General features: G+C 59.5%; 16 protein-coding genes and 1 pseudogene. 11 read left to right on the top strand and 6 right to left on the bottom strand.

What is annotated here, in order from left to right; genetic code table 11:
* Positions 1–33: 33 nt before the first annotated feature.
* The 3 genes from peaB to peaD are packed head-to-tail and all read left to right on the top strand — an operon-like array spanning position 34 to position 2,932.
* Positions 34–1,464, top strand: coding sequence for a quinohemoprotein amine dehydrogenase maturation protein (peaB, locus tag LAB08_RS21160; RefSeq protein WP_096509867.1), 1,431 nt, complete (start codon positions 34–36; stop codon positions 1,462–1,464).
* Between the two features lies 1 nt (position 1,465).
* Positions 1,466–1,789, top strand: a complete 324-nt coding sequence (gene qhpC / locus LAB08_RS21155; RefSeq protein WP_008016081.1) for a quinohemoprotein amine dehydrogenase subunit gamma — start codon at positions 1,466–1,468, stop codon at positions 1,787–1,789.
* A gap of 24 nt (positions 1,790–1,813) precedes the next feature.
* Positions 1,814–2,932, top strand: a complete 1,119-nt coding sequence (gene peaD / locus LAB08_RS21150; protein ID WP_096509868.1) for a quinohemoprotein amine dehydrogenase subunit beta — start codon at positions 1,814–1,816, stop codon at positions 2,930–2,932.
* Positions 2,933–3,062: 130 nt separating this feature from the next.
* Here peaD and LAB08_RS21145 read toward each other — a convergent pair whose 3' ends face one another.
* The gene (locus tag LAB08_RS21145; RefSeq protein WP_096509869.1) at positions 3,063–3,464 is read right to left on the bottom strand and encodes a lysozyme inhibitor LprI family protein; all 402 of its coding nucleotides are present in this window, start codon (positions 3,462–3,464) and stop codon (positions 3,063–3,065) included.
* 160 nt (positions 3,465–3,624) lie between these two features.
* On the opposite strand from LAB08_RS21145, the gene LAB08_RS21140 reads away from it, so the two are divergent.
* Complete coding sequence (locus LAB08_RS21140; protein ID WP_096509870.1) at positions 3,625–4,113, top strand: SRPBCC family protein; 489 nt, start codon at positions 3,625–3,627, stop codon at positions 4,111–4,113.
* A gap of 344 nt (positions 4,114–4,457) precedes the next feature.
* Here the strand turns inward: LAB08_RS21140 and inhA are convergent, their stop codons facing one another.
* On the bottom strand, positions 4,458–5,141 hold the full coding sequence (gene inhA / locus LAB08_RS21135) for an isonitrile hydratase (protein ID WP_096509871.1): 684 nt from the start codon (positions 5,139–5,141) through the stop codon (positions 4,458–4,460).
* A gap of 90 nt (positions 5,142–5,231) precedes the next feature.
* Here inhA and LAB08_RS21130 point away from each other — a divergent pair, with 90 nt between their 5' ends.
* Entirely contained in the window at positions 5,232–6,215 is a 984-nt protein-coding gene (locus LAB08_RS21130) for a GlxA family transcriptional regulator (protein WP_096509872.1), read from the top strand.
* Here the strand turns inward: LAB08_RS21130 and LAB08_RS21125 are convergent.
* The 4 genes from LAB08_RS21125 to LAB08_RS21110 all read right to left on the bottom strand — a co-directional run bounded on the left by LAB08_RS21125 (position 6,184) and on the right by LAB08_RS21110 (position 10,736).
* Positions 6,184–7,083 (bottom strand): alpha/beta fold hydrolase, encoded by a 900-nt coding sequence (locus LAB08_RS21125; RefSeq protein WP_096509873.1) that lies wholly within the window; start codon positions 7,081–7,083, stop codon positions 6,184–6,186. The two genes, LAB08_RS21130 and LAB08_RS21125, sit on opposite strands and share 32 nt — an antisense overlap.
* A 92-nt stretch (positions 7,084–7,175) precedes the next feature.
* Positions 7,176–7,571 carry a hypothetical protein gene (locus LAB08_RS21120; RefSeq protein WP_096509874.1) on the bottom strand — a complete coding sequence of 132 codons (396 nt, stop codon included), beginning with the start codon at positions 7,569–7,571 and terminating at the stop codon, positions 7,176–7,178.
* Between the two features lie 171 nt (positions 7,572–7,742).
* The gene (locus LAB08_RS21115; protein WP_096509875.1) at positions 7,743–8,723 is read right to left on the bottom strand and encodes a phosphotransferase enzyme family protein; all 981 of its coding nucleotides are present in this window, start codon (positions 8,721–8,723) and stop codon (positions 7,743–7,745) included.
* A 186-nt stretch (positions 8,724–8,909) separates the two neighbouring features.
* Entirely contained in the window at positions 8,910–10,736 is a 1,827-nt protein-coding gene (locus tag LAB08_RS21110; protein ID WP_096509876.1) for a glycoside hydrolase family 15 protein, read from the bottom strand.
* Between the two features lie 258 nt (positions 10,737–10,994).
* Between LAB08_RS21110 and LAB08_RS21105 the strand changes: the two genes are divergently transcribed.
* From LAB08_RS21105 to LAB08_RS21080, 6 genes and pseudogenes are all read left to right on the top strand, one after another.
* The gene (locus LAB08_RS21105) at positions 10,995–12,167 is read left to right on the top strand and encodes an MFS transporter (protein WP_096509877.1); all 1,173 of its coding nucleotides are present in this window, start codon (positions 10,995–10,997) and stop codon (positions 12,165–12,167) included.
* Positions 12,168–12,332: 165 nt separating this feature from the next.
* On the top strand, positions 12,333–13,067 hold the full coding sequence (locus LAB08_RS21100; RefSeq protein WP_096509878.1) for a thioesterase II family protein: 735 nt from the start codon (positions 12,333–12,335) through the stop codon (positions 13,065–13,067).
* 454 nt (positions 13,068–13,521) lie between these two features.
* Complete coding sequence (mgtA, locus tag LAB08_RS21095) at positions 13,522–16,239, top strand: magnesium-translocating P-type ATPase (RefSeq protein ID WP_096509879.1); 2,718 nt, start codon at positions 13,522–13,524, stop codon at positions 16,237–16,239.
* Positions 16,240–16,522: 283 nt separating this feature from the next.
* On the top strand, positions 16,523–16,936 hold the full coding sequence (locus tag LAB08_RS21090) for a chemotaxis protein CheY (protein ID WP_096509880.1): 414 nt from the start codon (positions 16,523–16,525) through the stop codon (positions 16,934–16,936).
* A 93-nt stretch (positions 16,937–17,029) separates the two neighbouring features.
* Positions 17,030–17,656, top strand: a complete 627-nt coding sequence (locus LAB08_RS21085; RefSeq protein WP_096509881.1) for a response regulator transcription factor — start codon at positions 17,030–17,032, stop codon at positions 17,654–17,656.
* Positions 17,657–20,894, top strand: a pseudogene (locus tag LAB08_RS21080) (transporter substrate-binding domain-containing protein).
* Positions 20,895–20,902 lie beyond the last annotated feature (8 nt).

Raw genomic sequence — 20,902 nt, 5'->3', positions numbered from 1 at the left:
CCTGCACAACGGGGCTTGCACAGGAGGTTTGCCATGGGCGCAATTTTGAATCTGGTCGAACGCAACCTGCACGAAGTGCACGTAGACGCCGACCGCATGCTGTTCCACATCCCCAGCAGTTCGCTGTTCGCCAGCGATGAACTGACGGGCACCATCATCGACACCTTGCGTGGCCCCGGCTGTTCCTCGGACGACCTGATCCAGCGCCTGGCCGCGCGTTTCAACGGCGAGGAAATCACCGAGACCCTGCGCGAGTTGATGGCCCTGGAACTGGTCAGCGACGGCTCGCCGCTGACCCCGGACATCGCCACCAAGCGCGTCGAGCGCACGGCAATCAACACCGTGGTGCTCAACGTCAACACCGGCTGCAACCTGAGCTGCACCTACTGCTACAAGGAAGACCTCGACAAGCCGTCGGCCGGCAAGAAGATGGACGTCGAAACGGCCATAGCTTCCGTCGAAATGCTGCTGCGCGAATCCCCGGACGAAGAGCGTTTCACCGTGGTGTTCTTTGGCGGCGAGCCGTTGAGCAATCGCAAGCTGATCGAGTACATGGTCGACTATTGCGAGAAGCGTTTTGCCGAGGCCGGCAAGTTCGTCGAGTTCGTCATGACCACCAACGCCACGCTGCTCACCGAAGAGACCGTGGATTACCTCAACGCCCACCGTTTCGGATTGTCAGTGAGTATCGACGGGCCGAAAACCGTGCACGACCGCAACCGCATCACCGTGGGCGGGCAGGGCACCTACGACGTGGTGCGGCGCAAGGCCGAGATGCTGCTGTCTCGCTACAACAGCCGTCCGGTGGGCGCGCGGGTGACCCTGACCACCGGCGTCACCGACGTCGAAACCATCTGGGATCACCTGTTCAATGAGCTGGGTTTTGCCGAGGTCGGTTTCGCCCCGGTGACCTCCGGCGACATCAGCAGTTTCAACCTCACCAGCGATGAACTGGTGCAGGTGTTCGCCAACATGAAGGCCCTCGGTCGCCGTTACCTGGAAGCGGCGCTGGAGCACCGCAACATCGGTTTCTCCAACCTGCACCAGTTGATCACCGACATCCACGAAGGCCACAAAAAGGCCCTGCCGTGCGGTGCGGGCCTGAAGATGCTGGCGGTGGATCACAAGGGCGAGCTGAACCTGTGCCACCGGTTTACCGGTTCGAGCCTGCCGACCTTCGGCAACGTCCACAGTGGTGTGAAACAGGTGGAGTTGAACGACTTCCTGTCCCAGCGCCTGGACCGCACCAATACCGGCTGCGAAGACTGCCAGATCCGCAACCTGTGCTCCGGCGGCTGCTACCACGAGAGCTACGCCCGTTACGGCGACCCGACTCACCCGACTTATCACTACTGCGAACTGATGCGTGACTGGGTCGATTTCGGTATCGAGGTCTACACCCGGATCATGGCCAATAACCCTGCGTTCATCAGCAGCTACATCACTCCGCGCAAGGCTCACTGATATGAAACATCTCAAGGCAATCAATAACAAAGCGTTGAAGCTGGATCAGGCCGCGGACGAGAACCGCATCGAAGAAGTGGTGGCCATGAGCTCCGTGGCGGGCTGTGCGTCGACAACTGACCCGGGTTGGGAAATCGATGCGTTTGGCGGTGTGTCGTCGTTGTGCCAGCCGATGGAAGCCGACCTGTATGGCTGCTCCGACCCTTGCTGGTGGCCGGCCCAGGTGCCGGACATGATGAGCACCTACCCGGACTGGAACAAGGATGCACAGGCGTCCAACGACAACTGGCGAAACCTCGGCACTGTCTTCCCGAAAGACAAGTGATCGGATAACAAGAAGGATTCCAGCATGCGTAATTTGAAAGCCTGCGGCCTGGCCGCGTTTGCCGTCCTGAGCACTCTTTCGCTCACCGTTGTGGCCGATGAAAACACCGCGCTGCAAGACGGTCATGAATACATGTTGACCACCAATTATCCGAACAATCTGCACGTGATCGACCTGGCCACCGACACGCTGTTCAAGACCTGCAAGATGCCGGACGCCTTCGGTCCGGGCACCGTGCAGCTGTCGCCGGATCGCAAGACCGCTTACGTGCTGAACAATCACTACGCGGATGTCTATGGCGTCGAACTGGACAGTTGCAAACAGGTGTTCCACGCCAGCATCACCCAGAAGCCCGGGGAGAAAGCGAGGTCCATGTTCGCCTTTACCCTCAGCCATGACGGCAAGGAACTGTTCACCATCGCCAACCCGACGCTGATGCTCAACGATCACTACGAAGTGCAGCAGCCTCGGCTCGATGTGTACAAGACCGACGCCGGCATGGATGCCAAACCCGTGCGCAGTTTCCCGGCGCCGCGACAGCTGACCATCATGCAGAGCGGTGACGACGGCACGCTGTACGTGGCAGGGGCGGATATCTACAAGGTCAACGTGCAGACCGGCAAGTTCGACGTGCTGATCCCCAGCCGTCACTGGAAACGCGCCAACTACGCCGCGCCAGACGTGCTCTACGTATGGAACCAGCAGACCTATCGCCATGACTTCTCGCTGCTCTACACCACCGCGAAATTCAAGGACAAGAAACAGGACCCGGCCACCGCCGACTACCTGTACGGCCTGTTCAGCATCGACCTCAAGACCGGCAAGACCGAAACCACCGACTTCGGTCCCCTGACGGAAATCTACTTCAGTGGCATGCGCTCGCCGAAAGACCCGAACCTGATGTTCGGTGTGCTCAACCGCCTGGCCAAGTACGACATCAAGGAGAAAAAGATGCTTCAGGCGGCGACGCTCGATCACTCCTACTACTGCATTTCCTTCAACAAGGACGGCAGCAAGATCTACCTGGCCGGGACGTTCAACGATGTGGCGATCTTCGATGCCGACAGCCTGAAACAGATTGGCAGCATCAAGATGCCAGGTGGGGACATGGCGATTACCACGGCGCAGGTTTTTGTGCGGTAACGGCGGCGCCTGAGCTGACGCCTTCGCGAGCAGGCTCGCTCCCACATTTTTACCGCATTCTTACTGAAAGAACGCGGTCAACTGTGGGAGCGAGCCTGCTCGCGAAGAGGCCTTCAAAAACAACACAAAATCAAACCCCCGGCACCGGACACCCCAAATCCCCCTCCTGGCACTTCAAGTACGTCTTGAACGTCTCAATCCGCGCCTTGGTCAATTCCGTCACGCAATTGCCGTAGATCAGCGGATAAACACTCCCGCCTTCCACACCTGACGCCGAAAACTTGCACTCGGCATCGCGAAACGCAATCCACGAACGCTGCGCATCCACGAGCAGTTTCTTGCTATCAGGATTGCCCTTGAGCCTTGAGGTGATTTGTTGATACAGCGCATTCAACTCCTTGTCTGCCGCCGCGTGCTGCTGCGACGCACACAGGTTCATCGTGGCCTGGTCGGCAGCATTGTCGCAGTCCACGGCATGGGCCAATTGGGTGAGCAGCAAAGGCGTCAGTGCCAGGAAAAAGCGTGTGCGCATGGGGAAAACTCGCTGTGTCAGAGGGGATAGGGGGGCAGTGTAGCGAAGCGAAAAGCGATGCAAAGAGAGCGATTGCGACAACTGACACCCGATTCATACAACTTTCGGGCTGGACATGTGGTCTTACAGGCCTACTGTTGTTCAGTACAGGAGGTGACATATGAAACCAGTACCCAATAGTTTTGAACGCAAAATAATGCTCAAGTCGCCGCGCTCCCATGTCTGGCGCGCATTGGTCGATGCCGAGGCGTTCGGTCAATGGTTCGGTGTCGCGCTCGAAGGCAGGCGTTTCATTGCCGGTGAGTGGACCCAGGGACAAGTCACGTATCCCGGTTATGAACACGTGTTGTGGAATGTGCTGGTCGAGCGGGTCGAACCGCAGCAGTTGTTTTCGTTTCGTTGGCACCCCTACGCCGTGAATCCGAAGATCGACTACTCCCAGGAACCCACCACGCTGGTGAAGTTCGAGCTGGCGGATTTCGAGGACGGCACGCTGCTCAAGGTGTCCGAGTCAGGTTTCGCCCACATTCCCGACATTCGTCAAAAAGAAGCGTATTACATGGACAGCCGTGGCTGGGAAGAGCAATTGGGCAGGCTCGAGCACTTTCTCGTCGATAGCGCCAAGGCCCGCGAGCGTGAGAGTGAATGATGCATCTAAGGGTTTTCGGAAGGGTGCTATAGCGAATGTCTTACACGCGATGGTAGCTATGTCGTCTATTGCAGATTGGATCCGATGCGTATTCTGGCCCCATCCACTGACGCACAGGGAGTGCTCAGGATCATGGATGATCGGCCATTTGCATGGAGTGCTGACGACAGGGAGTCGTAATGGTCTTGGAAAAACCCGCTTCGGCGGGTTTTTTTGTGGGCGCATGAAAATGGCCGGCGAAACTCTACCTGTAGGAGCGAGCCTGCTCGCGATGGTCGTTAACGATAACGCGTGTTGACTGGTAAAACGCGGTGCTCTTGAGACCATCGCGAGCAGGCTCGCTCCTACAAGTCGAGTTTCGCCGCGGCACGCTCAGTGATTTGCGCACGCAGTTTCAACGACCCGGCGGCGCGCTGGCGAGCTTCCTCCAGCACGCCGGCCGGCGCTGTTTCCGGGCTGCCGGCCCGGAACGGCGGCGCCGGCGCGTATTCCAGCTGCAATTGCACCAACTCGGCAGTGTCCTGATCGAACAATTCAGCCGCCAGGGTCAGGGCAAAATCGATGCCTGCGGTGATCCCGCCACCGGTCAGCAGATTGCCGTCGCGCACCACCCGATCCTTCACCGCAATCGCTCCCAGAGGCGTCAGCAACTCGTGATAGGCCCAGTGGGTGGTGGCGCGCTTGCCCTTGAGCAGGCCCGCCGCACCGAGTACCAGCGCACCGGTGCACACCGAGGTGACATAACGCGCCGTCGCGGCCTGTTCCCTGAGGAACGCCAGGGTCTGGTCATCTTCCATCAACGGCCCGACCCCGCTGCCGCCGGGCACGCAAATCACATCCAGCGCCGGGCAGTCGTCGAAGGTGGTGGTGGGCTTGAGCATCAGGCCGGTGCTGGCGGTGACGGGCATCAGGTCCTTCCAGATCAGATGCACTTTCACATCCGGCAACGAGGCCAGCACGTCGTAAGGGCCGGTGAGGTCGAGTTGCTGCACCTGTGGAAACAACAGAAAGCCGATCTGCAAGGTCATGGTGTTTTTTCTCCTGAAGTGGGTGGACGGCTTCACTGTAGGCGCCTAGCATTTGGCGCATACGCCAATCACCCCACGAATTACGCCAAAATGCCCAAAACCATTCATGTGCTCGCATTTGCCAATGTGCAATTGCTTGATGTCACCGGGCCGTTGCAGGTGTTCGCCTCGGCCAACGACATCGCCCGCCAGCAAGGTTTACCCACACCTTACGCGCCGACGGTGATCGCCAGTGGCGGCGGGGCGGTGATGTCGTCGGCGGGCTTGGCGTTGTTGGCCGAACCGTTGCCGGAGCAGGGCAGCGATACCCTGATCATCGCCGGCGGCTGGGGTGTTTACGCGGCGGCGGAGGACCCGTCACTGGTGACCTGGGTGCGCGAACACGCGGCGCGGTGCCGGCGGGTTGCATCGGTGTGCACCGGGGCGTTTTTGCTGGCGGCCAGCGGTTGGCTCGATGGCCGGCGCGTGGTCACCCACTGGACTCGCTGCGATCAACTGGCGCAGAAGCACCCGGCGCTGCAGGTCGAACCCAATCCGATTTTCATTAACGACGGCCCGGTCTGGACCTCGGCCGGGGTCACCGCCGGCATCGACCTGGCGCTGGCGATGGTCGAAGCCGACCTCGGCCGCAACATGGCCCTGGAAGTCGCCCGGCAACTGGTGGTGTTCCTCAAGCGGCCCGGTGGCCAGTCGCAGTTCAGCGTAACCCTGTCCTTGCAGAAAGAAGGCAATCGGTTCGACGAGCTTCACGCCTGGATCAGCGAAAATCTCACCCAGGATCTCGGCATCCCGAACCTGGCCTTGCAGGCCGGCATGAGCGAGCGCAGCTTCGTGCGCCACTACCGCGCCGATACCGGCCAGACCCCCGCCCGGGCCATCGAGTTGATTCGGGTCGAGACGGCGCGACGCCTGCTCAGCGATACCGGCGTGCCGATCAAACGGGTCGCCGTGCAATGCGGATTCGGTAGCGAAGAAACCTTGCGCCGCTGTTTTCTGCGGGCCATGGGCGTGACGCCGCAGGCCTATCGCGAACGTTTTTCCGTCAGTGCTGCAGCAGATCCAGTAACGCCTTGAGCGTGGCCCCGGGGGCTTCTTCGGGAATGTTATGCCCGACCCCCGCCAGCACCCGGCGCTCGTAACGCCCGGTGAAGTGTTCGAGGTCGTCGTCGATTTCCGGTGCCGGGCCAACGCCATCGTCGGCACCACACAGGGAAATCGTCGGCACGCTGATCGGTGGTTGCTTGGCCAGGGCCTCTTCCATCCACTCCAGCGCCGGATCGCCGGGCGCATACATGAACCGATGCCGGTAAGAGTGAATCACCACCTCGACGAAATCCGGGTTGTCGAAGGCCGGTGCGCTCAAGGGGTATCGTTCAGGGCCTTGGCTCCAGGTCGGCGACCACAGCTTCCAGAGCAGTTCACACAAGGCCCGGCGATTTTCCGTCAAGCCTTCGACGCCGCGCGGGGTGTGAAAATAGAACTGATACCACAGGCGATGCTCGGTTTCCGGGTCCCGTGGCCGGGTCGAACGGGGAATGTCCTGCAGGTTGTAGCCATCCCCCGTCACCAGGCAACGCACCCGCTGCGGCCATAATGCCGCCACGATGCACGCCGCCCGACCGCCCCAGTCGTAGCCGCAGAGGGCTGCTTTCGAGATGCAGAGGGCATCCATCAGATCGAGCAGATCCTGGGCGAGGGCGGCTTGCTGACCTGAGCGCAATGTATCGGGGCTGTTGAAACGGGTCGGGCCGTAACCGCGCAGGTACGGGACGATGACGCGGTAACCTTTGGCTGCGAGGGGCAGGGCGATTTCGTCATAGGCGCGGGCCGAGTAGGGGAAACCGTGGAGCAAGATCACCGGGTCACCGGTGCCGGGGCCGTGCTCTTCGTAGGCGAGGTTGAGCCACGGTGTCTGGATGACCTTTACTGGATGATCGACCACGACAAGCTCCCGATTAATGACCTATTGAAAGGCTAGATCCGCGTTTGCCTGAGCCCGATGCAATTACCCCAAGGGTCGCGCACCTGGCGCCGTTACTCAACGGCTTCAACTTCCGCCACCTGATTGAAGTACTTCGCCCGATCCGGCGTAAACGTCACCACCATTCCCGTGCGGGAACAGGTCAGCGCCCGTTCCTCGCTCAAATCCACATCCAGATCCTCCCCGCGCAAACCCTGCCATTGGGCGAGGTATTTGAGCGAGCCGTACTTTTCGAGTTTTTTCAAGCTGCGGCTGACGCCACCTTTCCAGCCGAGCACCGGGAGTTCATCGGCGAGGCATTGTCGGGCGAGGTCGGGAAAGCGGGCGGCGCGCTGGCGACCGATTTCCCAGCACTTGATCAGGCCCTTATCGTGGGCCTCCCAGAGTTCGTCGCGGTTCAAGCCGGTTCGCAGGGGGAGATCGATGCTGCGGTGGATGCGTTGGGTCATGCCGGTTCCTTGAATTCGGGTTTTGTTGGACAGCTCCGCTGTGCCCGTTGGTTGAGGATGTTAGGGGAGGGATGTAACAGTTGGCAATAAACAGTTTTCAGGTGTGGGAAAAGTTACCGGAGGCTAATGTGAGCTGAAATTTTTGTTAAATCTAAGATGTGCTTGGGTGAGCTATCTTGGGTAATTGGTTTTTGACAAGTTTATCCATAGAGAGCTCAATGAGGGGTCTTGATTTATAAAATTCGTCTTGTGTAGCAAGTCAGATGTTTGTTGAAGGGAATGCTCAAGTATTTCTTCAGTAAGAAGAATGTTGTTGTGTATGAAAACGAGGCTCCTCAATTGGATTGTCTTGATCAGTGTTGACGTGTGTTCATTGATGCGTGGCTCAATGGATTCTCCGTAACCCTGAGTGAAGTTCTCCCACGCAGTGAGTTTTTTTGATTCGTTTAGTTCTGCTCCGCTCAGCCACCAGAGAAAAGTAGCAATGTCCAGTGCCGGGTCAGCGAGCCTTGCATGTTCGAAGTCAATCAGTTTGCATCTGTCCTTAAAGTAAAGCGCATTTCCCGGCCAGGCGTCACCATGGCAAATGCATTGTTCGAATGGGGGAGCGAGTGGAGGCAGACTCAGGCTTATGTTGTCAAAAAGATTGGTTATCGTTTTTCTGAGTTGGACTGCTGGAGAGGAGTTGTCTTTTTTCAAGCTTCGCATCAGATGGTGAATATTACTAGTGTTGAATTTAGGATTGGTAAATGATTCGGTTGGGCACTCGTGTAATCTGAAAAGTGCTTTGCCAAAAAGAAAACAATGCATGTCTTTGTTATGTGGTGAATATTGGTTTCCCAAACAAAGACGAGTCATTAATCCGTAATAGGTTTTTCCGTTGAATTCATAGGTTTGTTCCTTGTTTGCGTTTGGGGTGATGACATGAATGCAATTGATGTCATGTGAGTTCAGGTGCGTGAGTATCGTTCTTTCAAAGGAGATCCTGCTTTTCGAATGTTTGATTTTTTTGAATAGTTTCAGGATGAAAGTTTCGGTGTTGTCTGATATTTGCAGTATTTTGTTGACTCCGTCGTAAATAAGTTGCGCTGATATTGCCTGAATTTCATATGTATTTGATATTTTTGATAAAAGCTCTTCAGATATGCTCATGGGAACTCTAGCAAAGTTTTATAGGTTCAAAGATATGGGTTGCTAATTAGGTTTCACAGCGACACGTACATGCATTAGCACAGCATTTTGTGGATAGTAGGGTTTGCAGGGAAAATGGAAATGCCGTTCGGTCTTGTTGGGATTTGGCTGGCTTGGTTTAAGGAAGCGTCCTACTTTCACAGCATCTCACGGCTGCCAAAACCCCTTCTCCCCACTCAACTTCCGATCCAGAAAACACGCCGCGCTGATCAACGCCAGGTGCGTCAACGCTTGCGGCGTATTCCCCATATGCCGCCCGTGACTGTCGAATTCTTCAGCGTACAACCCCAACGGATTGGCATAGCGCAGCAGTTGCTCGAATTCCAGATGGGCCTTTTCCCCCCGTCCGGCGCGGGCCAGGCACTCGACGTACCAGAAGGAGCACGCGGCGAACGCGCCTTCGGTGCCGGGCAGGCCGTCGATGTGGGTGTGTTCGTTGCGGTAGCGGTAAACCATGCCGTCACGCACCAGGTTTTTCTCGATGGCATCGAGGGTGGCGAGCCAGCGTGGGTCCCTGGCGCTGACGAAACGCACCAGTGGCATCAGCAGCATCGAACCGTCGAGGCCGGTGCCGCCGATGTGCTGGACGAAATGCCCGTGTTCTTCATTCCAGAAGTTCCCCCAGATGTCGGCGTAGATCGCCTGACGGGTCTGGTCCCAGCGGGCGAACGGGGCGGGCAGGGAGCGTTTCGAGGCGAGGCGGATCGCCCGGTCCAGCGCCACCCAGCACATCAGGCGCGAGTGCAGAAAGTGATGTTGTTCGCCGCGCATTTCCCAGATGCCGACGTCTTCCTGCTGCCAGGTGTCGCAGACCTGATCGACCACTTCCACCGTGTGTTTCCAGCCCTCGTGGGAAATGGCTTCGCCGTACTTGTTGACCAGGTACACCGCGTCCATCAGCTCGCCGAAGATGTCGAGTTGAACTTGCGCGTAAGCCAGATTGCCGATGCGTACCGGCGTCGCGCCGCCGTGACCCGACAGGTGCGTGAGATCGATTTCCGGCAGTTCCTGCCGACCATCGATGCCATACAGAATATTCAGTTTCATGGCTTTGCCGTGACAGTCGCTGACCCGCCCACGCAACCAGCGCATGTAGGCGTTGGCTTCTTCGGTGAAGCCCAGGCGCATGAAGGCATACACAGTGAACGAGGCGTCGCGGATCCAGGTATAGCGATAATCCCAGTTGCGTTCGCCACCGACGTTTTCCGGCAGGCCGAAGGTCGCCGCCGCAAGGATTGCGCCGTGTTTGCGTGAAGTCAGCAGCTTCATGGCCAGCGCCGAGCGGCTGACCATTTCCCGCCAGCGGCCGCGATAGTTGGACTGGCCGATCCAGTCGCGCCAGAACTTCAGCGTGCGCTCCAGGCACAAATCCGCGGCGCCTTTCTTGAAGCGCGGATCATCGATGGCGCCGAGCAGAAACTCGGCGCTCTGGTCCTGTTCGAGAGTGAATTCGGCGACGGCAGCGTTGCCGTCGATGCTCAAGGTCTGGGCCGATGACAAGCGCAGGGACGGCTGATTGGCGGCGTCGAAGATCACATCTTTATTGTCGAGGCGGGCACGTGTACCCGCGCGGGCATAGTCATGGCACACGGCACATCGCAGATGAAAGTCTGCCTTGCCACTGACCACCCGCACCTTGCGCATCAACAGCGGCAAGTCATCCTCAGTGTCGCCAATGGGCAGCAGATCGGTGATTTCCACTACCGCGCGGTCGCTCAGCCAGCGGGTTTGCAGCACGTTGGTATCAGGCAGGTAGATTTGCTCGCGGCGGGCGTCGGGCAAGTCCGGGGACAGTTGGAAAATCCCTGCTTCGGGGGTGTCCAGCAGCGAACAGAAAATCGATGGGCTATCGAATTCCGGCCAGCAGAAAAAATCCACGCTGCCCTTGTCATTGACCAGCGCGGCACTGCGCATGTCGCCGATAATGCCATGGGCATCGATGGGGCTTTGGCGTTCGGGGTGGTGGTCAGTCATTGTCGGGAGTACTCCGGGAACTGAGAGCCTGAACAGAGGACTGGTCTGGGGGGTGAGAGTTCATTAGCCTGGAATGACAAGGTGGCTTTGCCGGCCTCTTCGCGAGCAGGCTCGCTCCCACAGTTGAATGGTGTATGCGGTCCATTGTGGGAGAGAGCCTGCTCGCGAAGGGGCCTTCACATTCAACCAACAATTCGACTCTTTCCCCCGCTGCCAGCCCTATGGCAACTTGCAGGCCCTTATCGAGTCCGAACCCCCATGGCAAACCCCTACCGCGAACTGTTCAAGGCCCCAGGCAGCCGAGCCTTCGTACTGGCCGGGATGATCGCGCGCATGCCGATTTCCATGACCGGTATCGGCCTGATCACCATGCTTTCGCAGTTGCAGGGCGGCTACGCACTGGCCGGGGCGGTGGCGGCGACGTTTGCGCTGGCCACGGCATTTTGTGCGCCACAGGTGTCGCGGCTGGTGGACCGTTTCGGTCAGCGGCGGATCCTGCCAGTGTCGGCGCTGATCGGCGGCGGGGCGTTGTTGCTGGTGTTGCTCTGCACCCGTTTGCAGGCGCCGCAATGGACGCTGTTCGTGTTCGCCGCGCTGGCCGGTTGCATGCCGAGCATGTCGGCGATGGTGCGGGCGCGCTGGACCGAGCTGTATCGCGGCCAGCCGCAACTGCAGACCGCTTATGCCCTGGAGTCGGTGCTGGACGAAGTCTGCTTCATTGTCGGGCCGCCGTTGTCGGTGGGCCTGTGCGTGGTGGCGTTCCCCGAGGCCGGGCCGCTGGCGGCATTGTTGATGCTGGCAATCGGGGTCACGGCGTTTGTCCTGCAACGCAGCACCGAGCCGGCGGTGCATCCCCATGAAGAACATCTTATGGGTTCGATCATTCGCTCTGTGGACGTCCAGTGGCTGATGCTGTTGATGGTCGCCATGGGCACCATCGTCGGCGTGGTGGATGTGGTCAGCGTGGCTTTCGCCCAGCAGCAGGGTCAACCCGCGGCGGCGAGTATTGTGCTGTCGGTGTACGCCATCGGCTCATGCCTGGCCGGGCTGGCATTTGGCGCGCTGCGTTCGAAGGTGCCGCTGCCGCGCCTGTTTCTCTACGGTGGGGTAGCGACGGCGGTGACGACCTTGCCGCTGTTGCTGGCGACGAATATTTTCGGGCTGTCGCTGGCGGTGTTCGTCGCCGGGCTGTTTTTTGCCCCGACTCTGATTGTCGCCATGGCCCTGGTGGAGCAGATCGTGCCGCCGGCCAAGCTCACTGAAGGCTTGACGTGGCTGGTCACCGGCTTGAGCATCGGCGTCGCGATCGGCGCGGCCAGTTCCGGGTGGCTGGTGGATGCGTTCGGGGCGCGCAGCGGGTTTTGGGTGGCGATTGCGGCGGGGGCCGTGGTGTTGGGTTCTGCGGTGCAGAGTTTCCGTCATTTGAAATAGAGGCTAATTGTGGGAGCGAGCCTGCTCGCGATGGAGTGTCAGCCACATTGATCTCGACTGATACACCATCGCGAGCAGGCTCGCTCCCACAGGGATATTCCTTCGACTAATTTCTGTCAGGTCTCATCCGTTCTCCTATACAGACAACTTTTCGAGGTAAGCCCGGTGACCCAGCTGACATTGCTGTGCCTGCCCTATTCGGGTGCGAGCGCCATGGTTTACAGCCGCTGGCGGAACAAACTGCCGCAGTGGCTGAAACTGCAGCCGGTGGAGCTGCCGGGGCGGGGCGCGCGGTTTGGTGAGCCATTGCACACCGATATGCGGCGGTTGGCGCTGCAACTGGCGCAGGAACAAAAAACCACGCTCAAGGCACCCTATGCGCTGTTCGGCCATAGCCTCGGCGCGTTGCTGGCCTGTGAGATGGCCCATGCGTTTCGCTCGCTCGGCTGTGCGGAGCCGGTGGCCCTGTTTGCCTCGGGCACCGCTGCGCCGACAATGCGTGCCGACTACGACCGTGGTTTTGCCGAGCCCAGGACCGATGCCGAACTGATCGAGCAACTGCGCACGCTCAACGGCACCAGCGAGGAAGTGCTGGCCAACCAGGAGCTGATGAGCCTGACCCTGCCGATCCTGCGCGCCGACTTCCAGTTGTGCGGGCGGTTCGAGCCGTTGCCACGTCCACTGCTCCAGTGCCCGGTACACGTGCTCGGCGGCAAGGCCGACCGGGCCACCATCGAGCAGTTGATCGGCTGGAGCAAGGAAACCCGTGGCAGCTTCTCCGTGGACATGCTTGGCGGCGGGCACTTCTTCATTCATGAACATGAGGCCAAGGTACTCAAGGTGATCAAGGATCAGCTTGAAGTGCATCATCGCCGACACGCCATGGTTGCCAGCGCCTGATCCGACGCCTGTAGGAGCTGGCTTGTCGGATCGCCGCATCGCCGCGAAGGGGCCCGAATGAACGCTACAAATCCTCAAAGCTGAACCCTTCCTGAAGAACCCCGCGATTCCCCCTGCAAGGTTTTGTAACAGGTTTACTCTCCACATACCGGGGCGTAAGCTTCGCGCGTTTTCAATCCATAGCGGAGACCCACAGTGGGTACTTGTTCGAGTGACAGTAGTCGGCCGGTTTCAATAACCGGCACATCCTCGGCCTGATAACGCGCCATCTTTTTGTGCCGTTGTCTCGCCGTAATAGCGAGCAGCGGCATCCCGACCACGGCCATTTCCGGCCGGTGTCCCGACGTCCTTCTCATCGACGCTGAACCGTGCGTGATGTTCGACCTTTTGTCGTCATCGCGGCGCACCGACACGCCTGCTCGACGGTTTCCCGGCTGATCCTGGGGGAACTGCCATGAACCTGACCCTGCTCAAGGAATTCTTCGCCGGATTCCTGCGCACCCGCCACATCGCCCGGCACTTCCGTCGCCTGGCGCTGCTGGAAAACTTCACCGACACCACGGTCAGCCGCGAGGTGCCGCCGACCCTGGCGCAAACCCTGGTCAGCGCCGCCGGCAGCGACACCGGCGCGCTGCTGGGCACTTTGGGCAGTCACACCGACGGCTTGAGCGAACTGGAAGCGGAAGCACTGCGCGAGCAATTCGGTCTCAACGAGGTCGAGCACGAACAACCGCTGCCGTGGTGGACGCACCTGTGGCACTGCTACAAGAATCCGTTCAACCTCCTGCTGACGTTGCTGGCGGTCATCTCCTGGCTGACCGAAGACATGAAAGCCGCCATCGTGATTTTTTCCATGGTGGTGCTCTCGACCTTGCTGCGCTTCTGGCAGGAAAGCAAATCCAACCAGGCCGCCGATGCGCTCAAGGCGATGGTGAGCAACACCGCGACGGTGTTGCGCCGGGATCTGGAAAACGGCGGTACACAGCGTCTTGAATTGCCGATCAAGCAACTGGTACCCGGCGACCTGATCGTGCTGTCGGCCGGCGACATGATTCCCGCCGATTGCCGGGTGCTCAGTGCCAAGGACCTGTTCGTCAGCCAGGCGGCCATGACCGGTGAATCGATGCCGGTGGAAAAATTCCCGCGCCGCCAGGACAGCGACACCCTCAATCCACTGGACCTGGACAACATTCTGTTCATGGGCACCAACGTGGTGTCCGGCACAGCGATGGCGGTGATCCTCACCACCGGTAACAACACCTATTTCGGTGCGCTGGCGCAACGGGTCGGCGCCACCGACCGTGCCCCCACCTCGTTCCAGACCGGGGTCAACAAAGTCAGCTGGTTGTTGATCCGCTTCATGTTCGTCATGGCGCCGCTGGTGCTGTTCATCAATGGCTTCACCAAGGGTGACTGGACCCAGGCGCTGCTGTTCGCACTGTCGATTGCCGTGGGCCTGACCCCGGAAATGCTGCCGATGATCGTGACCTCGACCCTGGCCAAGGGCGCGGTGTTCCTGTCGCGCAAAAAAGTCATCGTCAAACGTCTGGATGCGATACAGAACTTCGGTGCCATGGATGTGCTGTGCACCGACAAGACCGGCACCCTGACCCAGGACAAGATCTTCCTGGCGCGCAATGTCGATGTCTGGGGCAATGACTCCGATGACGTACTGGAAATGGCTTACCTCAACAGTTACTACCAGACCGGCCTGAAAAACCTGCTGGACGTGGCAGTGCTCGAACACGTGGAAATCCACCGTGAATTGAAAGTCGGCACGGCGTTTCGCAAGGTCGATGAAATCCCGTTCGACTTCACACGTCGGCGCATGTCGGTGGTGGTCGCCGAACGTGATCAACCGCATCTGCTGATCTGCAAAGGTGCCGTGGAGGAAGTGCTGGGGGTCTGCTCGCGGGTGCGTCATGGCGAGGTGGATGAAGTGCTCAGCGAAGTGCTGCTGGCGCGGATCCGCCAGGTCACTGCGACATTCAACGCCGAAGGTCTGCGGGTGGTTGCCGTGGCGGCCCGGCCAATGATCGAAGGGCGCGATACCTACAGCCTGGCCGATGAACGGGAACTGACCCTGATCGGTTACGTAGCGTTCCTTGATCCACCCAAGGAAAGCACGGCCCCGGCGCTCAAGGCCCTGGCTGCCCACGGCGTAGCGGTGAAGGTGCTCACCGGCGACAACGAACTGGTGACCGCGAAAATCTGCCGTGAAGTCGGACTGGAGCAACAAGGCCTGCTGCTGGGCAACGACGTTGAACGCATGACCGATGCCGAACTCGCGGTCGCGGTGGAGCGTACCAACGTCTTTGCCAAACTGACGCCGTCGCACAAGGAACGCATCGTGCGCCTGCTCAAGGGCAACGGTCATGTGGTCGGATTCATGGGCGACGGCATCAACGATGCGCCGGCCCTGCGCACCGCCGACATTGGTATTTCGGTGGACAGTGCCGTGGACATCGCCAAGGAAGCGGCGGACATCATCCTGCTGGAAAAAAGCCTGATGGTGCTGGAGGAGGGCGTGCTGGAAGGGCGGCGTACCTTCGCCAACATGCTCAAGTACATCAAGATGACCGCCAGTTCCAACTTCGGCAACGTGTTCTCGGTGCTGGTGGCCAGCGCGTTCATTCCGTTCCTGCCGATGCTGCCGATGCACCTGCTGGTGCAGAACCTGCTCTATGACATTTCGCAGATCGCCATTCCGTTCGATAACGTCGACGCCGACATGCTGAAGAAACCGCAACGCTGGCAGCCGGCGGATGTCGGTCGGTTCATGCTGTTCTTCGGGCCGATCAGCTCGATCTTCGATATCACGACCTTTGCCTTGATGTGGTACGTGTTCGATGCCAATACCCCGGACCATCAGACGCTGTTCCAGTCCGGCTGGTTCGTGGTCGGGCTGCTGACCCAGACGCTGATCGTGCACATGATCCGCACGCCGAGGGTGCCTTTCCTGCAAAGCCGCGCGGCGATGCCGCTGATGGTGATGACCGGGCTCATCATGGCCGTGGGGATTTTCCTGCCGATGGGACCGCTGGCGCATTACTTCAAGCTGCAGGCGCTGCCGTCGCTGTACTTCGTGTTCCTGCCGGTAATTCTGCTGGCATACATGGGCCTGACCCAGGCGGTGAAGGGGTTCTACATCCGGCGGTTTGGCTGGCAATGATTCCGCCGCTCCCTGTGGTGGATTCTTTGGTTGGGAGGAAGTATCCGAGCGACCGAGATCCACGGTGGGAGCGAGCCTGCTCGCGAAGAGGCCATCCCATCCAATATCCATGCTGACTGACCCACCGCTTTCGCGAGCAGGCTCGCTCCCACAGGGGGACGCAACAATTGTGATCGCGCGTATCCGATGGGGGTTGGTATTTAGGAAAAGTCCTACAGAAAGCTCGAGGGGTCTTCCGTAGCCTTGCGCCCTCATTAATCTGACTCGCTTGCGGGGGGCCACGTTGTCGAACAAGTCATTACGCATCCTGATCGCTGACGAACAACACTTTCACCGGTTGCGGATCGAACGCTGGTTCAACCAGCTTGGCTACTACGGGGTGGCGCCGGTGCAGAGCCTCGAAGAACTGCTGATTCTGGTGGAGTACGCCAGCGAGCCCTTCGACCTGCTGGTCGTCGATGCTGCACTGGCCGATGGCAAGCTGGATCTACTGGATTTGTGCCTCGATAACCGGCAACTGGATCACGTGTTGATCTACAACGGTGCGCAGGCCGGGCTGTCACCCATTCCCGCCTGTGAAAAACAGGGGGTTCAGGTAAGCCACGCTTCGTTGCCTGATCTCGCATCGATCCAGCGTCTGATGGCCGTCGTCGATCCGCGGTTACCGTTCGTCGGCACTGTCATTTCTGTCAGGTAGTGCAGCGCAGTTATCCGTGCCAGAGTCTATGCGCAGCCACTGCGTTTAATCTGGGTCTTGCCCCATCGTCGTGTTTTTGCCCAGGGAGTTGCCATGAAGCGAGTGTTGATTGCGGACGATCATCCGGTGATTCGCGGGGCACTCAAAATCGTACTCAGGCAGGAGGGCTACAAGCACATCCTTGAAGCCGGCACTGGCAACGAAGTTTTACCGATGATCCGCCAGCACGAGCCGGATCTGGTGGTGCTGGATTTGAACATGCCGTGCCTCGACGGGCTGGAGGTGCTGGCACGTATCCAGGCAAGCGAAGTGCGGTGCCGGATCGTGGTCTTCACGTCCCAGGAAGCGGAGCATTTCCAGGATCGTTGCATGCGTGCCGGTGCCTCGGCCTATGTCGCCAAGACCAACGATCTGGAGCATTTGCAAAAAGCCGTGCACGCGGTGATGGGCGGATACACCTATTTCGCGCGCCTGCCCTCGAGTTCGGTGTCGATGAGCATCATGCAACGCACCGAAAAACAGATGATCGACAATTTGTCGGACCGCGAATTGACGATCTTCCAGCAACTGGCCCGGGGCATGAGCAACAAGGCCATCGCCGAGGCCCTGCATTTGAGCCACAAGACCGTCAGCACCTACAAGACCCGTTTGATCGAAAAACTCAACGTGGAGTCGTTGGTGCATTTGCGCGATCTTGCCTTGCGCAATCATTTGATCTGAATGAACGCCTTGCGATGTCCGCGCGTTTTGAAAAGCCTGCTATTGCTGGGCGTTGTCCTGTGGGGCATCACTGTCAGCGCCCAACCACAAACACTGACGTTGCTGGGACGCTCCAGCGTAGAGGGTTATACCGCCCGGCTCTCTGAAGCCGATACCCGCTGGTTGCAGCAAAAAGGCAAGCTGGTGCTGGCCGTTTCAGTCCCTTATCCGCCCCTTCGAAATCACCCCCACCGATCGCGCACTTGAAGGCATGACGGCGGACTATGCCGGTCTGCTCAGTCAGTTGTTACAGGTGGAGGTTCAGGTGCGGCGCCTTACGTCGCGAGAGGAGGCAATCCGGGCGCTCAAGCAAGGGGATGCGGACTTGCTGGGAACGGCCAACCGTTATGAGGCACAGGATCCACAGCTACAGATGTCCAGCGCCTATGCCGTCGATCAACCGGTACTGGTGGCACGTACCGATTTGCCGAATGTGCCGGACCCGACCTTGGCCGGCAAGCGCCTGGCGATGGTGGACCACTACCTGCCTGAACACAGCGTAAAACAGTTCTATCCCGAGACTGATGTTCGGCTTTACCCCTCGACCCTGGCAGCCGTGGGGGCGGTGGCTTTCGGTCAGGCGGATGTCTTTCTGGGGGATGCCCTCTCTGCCCATTACCTGATCAGCAAAAACTATCTCAATAACGTCCTGCTGGCCGACTTTTCACCCATGGAACCCGGTCACTTCGCCTTTGCCCTGAGCCGCGACAACCGGCGGCTGTTGCGCATCGTCAACCAGGCATTGGCGGCGATCCCGGCCAATGAACAGATGAATATTCTACGGCGGTGGGGGGCGAACGGGGCGTCGATGCCGGGCACGAAATCACTGCAATTGAGCGTGGCCGAACAACGCTGGCTCGACCGACACCCGCGTGTGAGCGTGGCGATCAACGACAATATCCCGCCGATCACCTTCATCGACAGCGATGGCAAGTTTCGCGGTATCGGGGTCGATGTGCTGACGAAAATCAGCCTGCGCACCGGGTTGCAATTCGACATCCGCGCCATGCGGTCGGTGACGGACATGGTCAACGGCATCAAGAGCGGAGAGGTCGACGTGCTGGCCGGGATCGGCCTCAGTACCCGGCGTGAAGAGGACCTGCTGTTTACCCGGCCATTCCTGAGCAGTCCTTCCGTGCTGGTGACTCGCGTGGCGCCCGACAGCCCCAGAACCCTCGAAGAGATGGCGGGAAAAACCCTGGCAATGACTTACGGCAACATTGCCGGCGAGTTCGTTCGGCAACACTTCCCGCTGATCCGCTGTCTGGATGCCCCCTTGTCAGCGGATGCCATGGAAATGGTCGCCCAGGGCAAGGCCGATGGCAGTATCAATTCGTTGATCAGTGCCCGTTACCTGATTTCCCGGCAATACCGCGATCGCCTGCAAGTGACCAGCACGGTGGGCATCGATCCCGCCCGCAGTACCCTGGCGACCAGTCGCGAGGCGACCGAGCTGCATTCGATCCTGGACAAGGCGTTGCTCAGTATCCCCCCAGAAGAAATCGAGGAGCTGAGGCTTCTTTGGCGCAATGACCTGATGGTGGAGCAAAGCGTTTGGCTACGTCACCGACAGTCCATTTTTCAGGCATTCGCCGCGGCCGGTTTCCTGCTGTTGCTAGCCTTGGCCGGGATCGCCTGGCAGCGTCGGCAGATTCGTTTGCGCCAACAACTGCTGGGGCAACTGCAGGAGGCCAAGGACGCCGCCGACGATGCCAACCGCGCCAAGACCACGTTCCTGGCCACCATGAGCCATGAGATCCGCACGCCGATGAACGCCCTGTTGGGCATGCTTGAACTGGCGCAGAAAAGGGCCGAGGAGGGCGTTACCGACCGTGCGGCCATCGAGGTGGCGTCCAAGGCCGGGCAACAGCTGCTGGCATTGATTGGCGACATTCTGGACATTGCCCGTATCGAGTCCGGGCAACTGTCGCTGTCGCCGGAGCGGGCCAATCTGCAGGCGTTGGTGATGTCGGTGTGCCGGGTTTTCGAAGGCCTGGCACGGCAGAAGAACCTGCGGTGGCGGGTGGAATTGGGTGAGCACAGCGACCGCGATGTGCTGGTCGACGCCACGCGCTTGAAGCAGGTGCTGTCCAATTTGCTGAGCAATGCGATCAAGTTCACCCACGAAGGCGAGGTCAGCCTGTGCTTGCGGGTGGTGCCCGCACCGCCTGACCGTCTTGCCGTCACGCTGTGCATCGAAGACAGCGGCATCGGCATCAGTACCTATGACCAGCAACGGCTGTTCAGCCCGTTCGTGCAGGCGGGGAACAGTCCGCAAGCTGGCCGACAGGGTTCCGGCCTTGGGTTGGTGATCAGCCGTACCTTGTGCGAAATGATGGGGGGACGCTTGCAGCTCTACAGTGCTCTCGGGCGCGGTAGCCGGGTGGACATCAGCTTGGAACTGGTGGCGTTGCAAGCATTGCCCGACATTGAAATGCCGCAGGAGAAATCGCAGGTTCGTCCCTTGAGCATTCTGGTGGTCGACGATTACCCACCCAATCGTGAATTGCTTTCACGGCAATTGAGTTATTTGGGGCATCAGGTTCAGGTCGCGGAGGATGGCCAACAAGGTTTCGAGCAATGGCGTGAACGCGCCTTCGATCTGGTCATCACCGATTGCAACATGCCGAAGGTCAGCGGTTATGAACTGGCGGGAGCGATCCGCGATGAGGAGCGGTTTGAAGTGGGGGAGCGGACGGTGATCCTGGGCTTCACCGCCAATGCGCGACCCGAGGAAAAAGTTCGTTGCGTTGAAGCCGGCATGGACGACTGCCTGTTCAAGCCGATCCGGCTGGTCGACTTGAGCGCATGGTTGGCCTCGAGATTCTCCAGCGAACCGGCAGGCGTGACCCCATTGCCTTCCCCCAATGAAATCGACTTGAGCGGGCTGCGCAAATTCACGGGGGCCGACGATGAACTGATTACCCAGCTGTTGAGCGACCTGGCCGTGACCAATCGCGATGACCGCGAGCGCCTGCTGCAAGTCCATGCCAGCGGCGATTATCACGGTTTGCAGGACCTGGCACACCGTATCAAGGGTGGGGCGCAGATGGTCCGGGCGCAGAATCTGGTCGAGTGTTGTGAGCAACTGGAGCGTGCATGCGGTAGGGGGGATGCCTCACTGATCGACGCCGCCGTCGATCAGTTGCATCAAGCCATGACCCGCCTGGACTACAGGCTCGAGCAGGATTTAGGCTAGACCCCGCT

Source organism: Pseudomonas izuensis, assembly GCF_002356535.2.
GTDB classification, from domain to species: domain Bacteria; phylum Pseudomonadota; class Gammaproteobacteria; order Pseudomonadales; family Pseudomonadaceae; genus Aquipseudomonas; species Aquipseudomonas izuensis.
The sequence above is the reverse complement of the archived record's forward strand: the minus strand, read 5'-3'. Positions and strand labels throughout refer to the sequence as shown.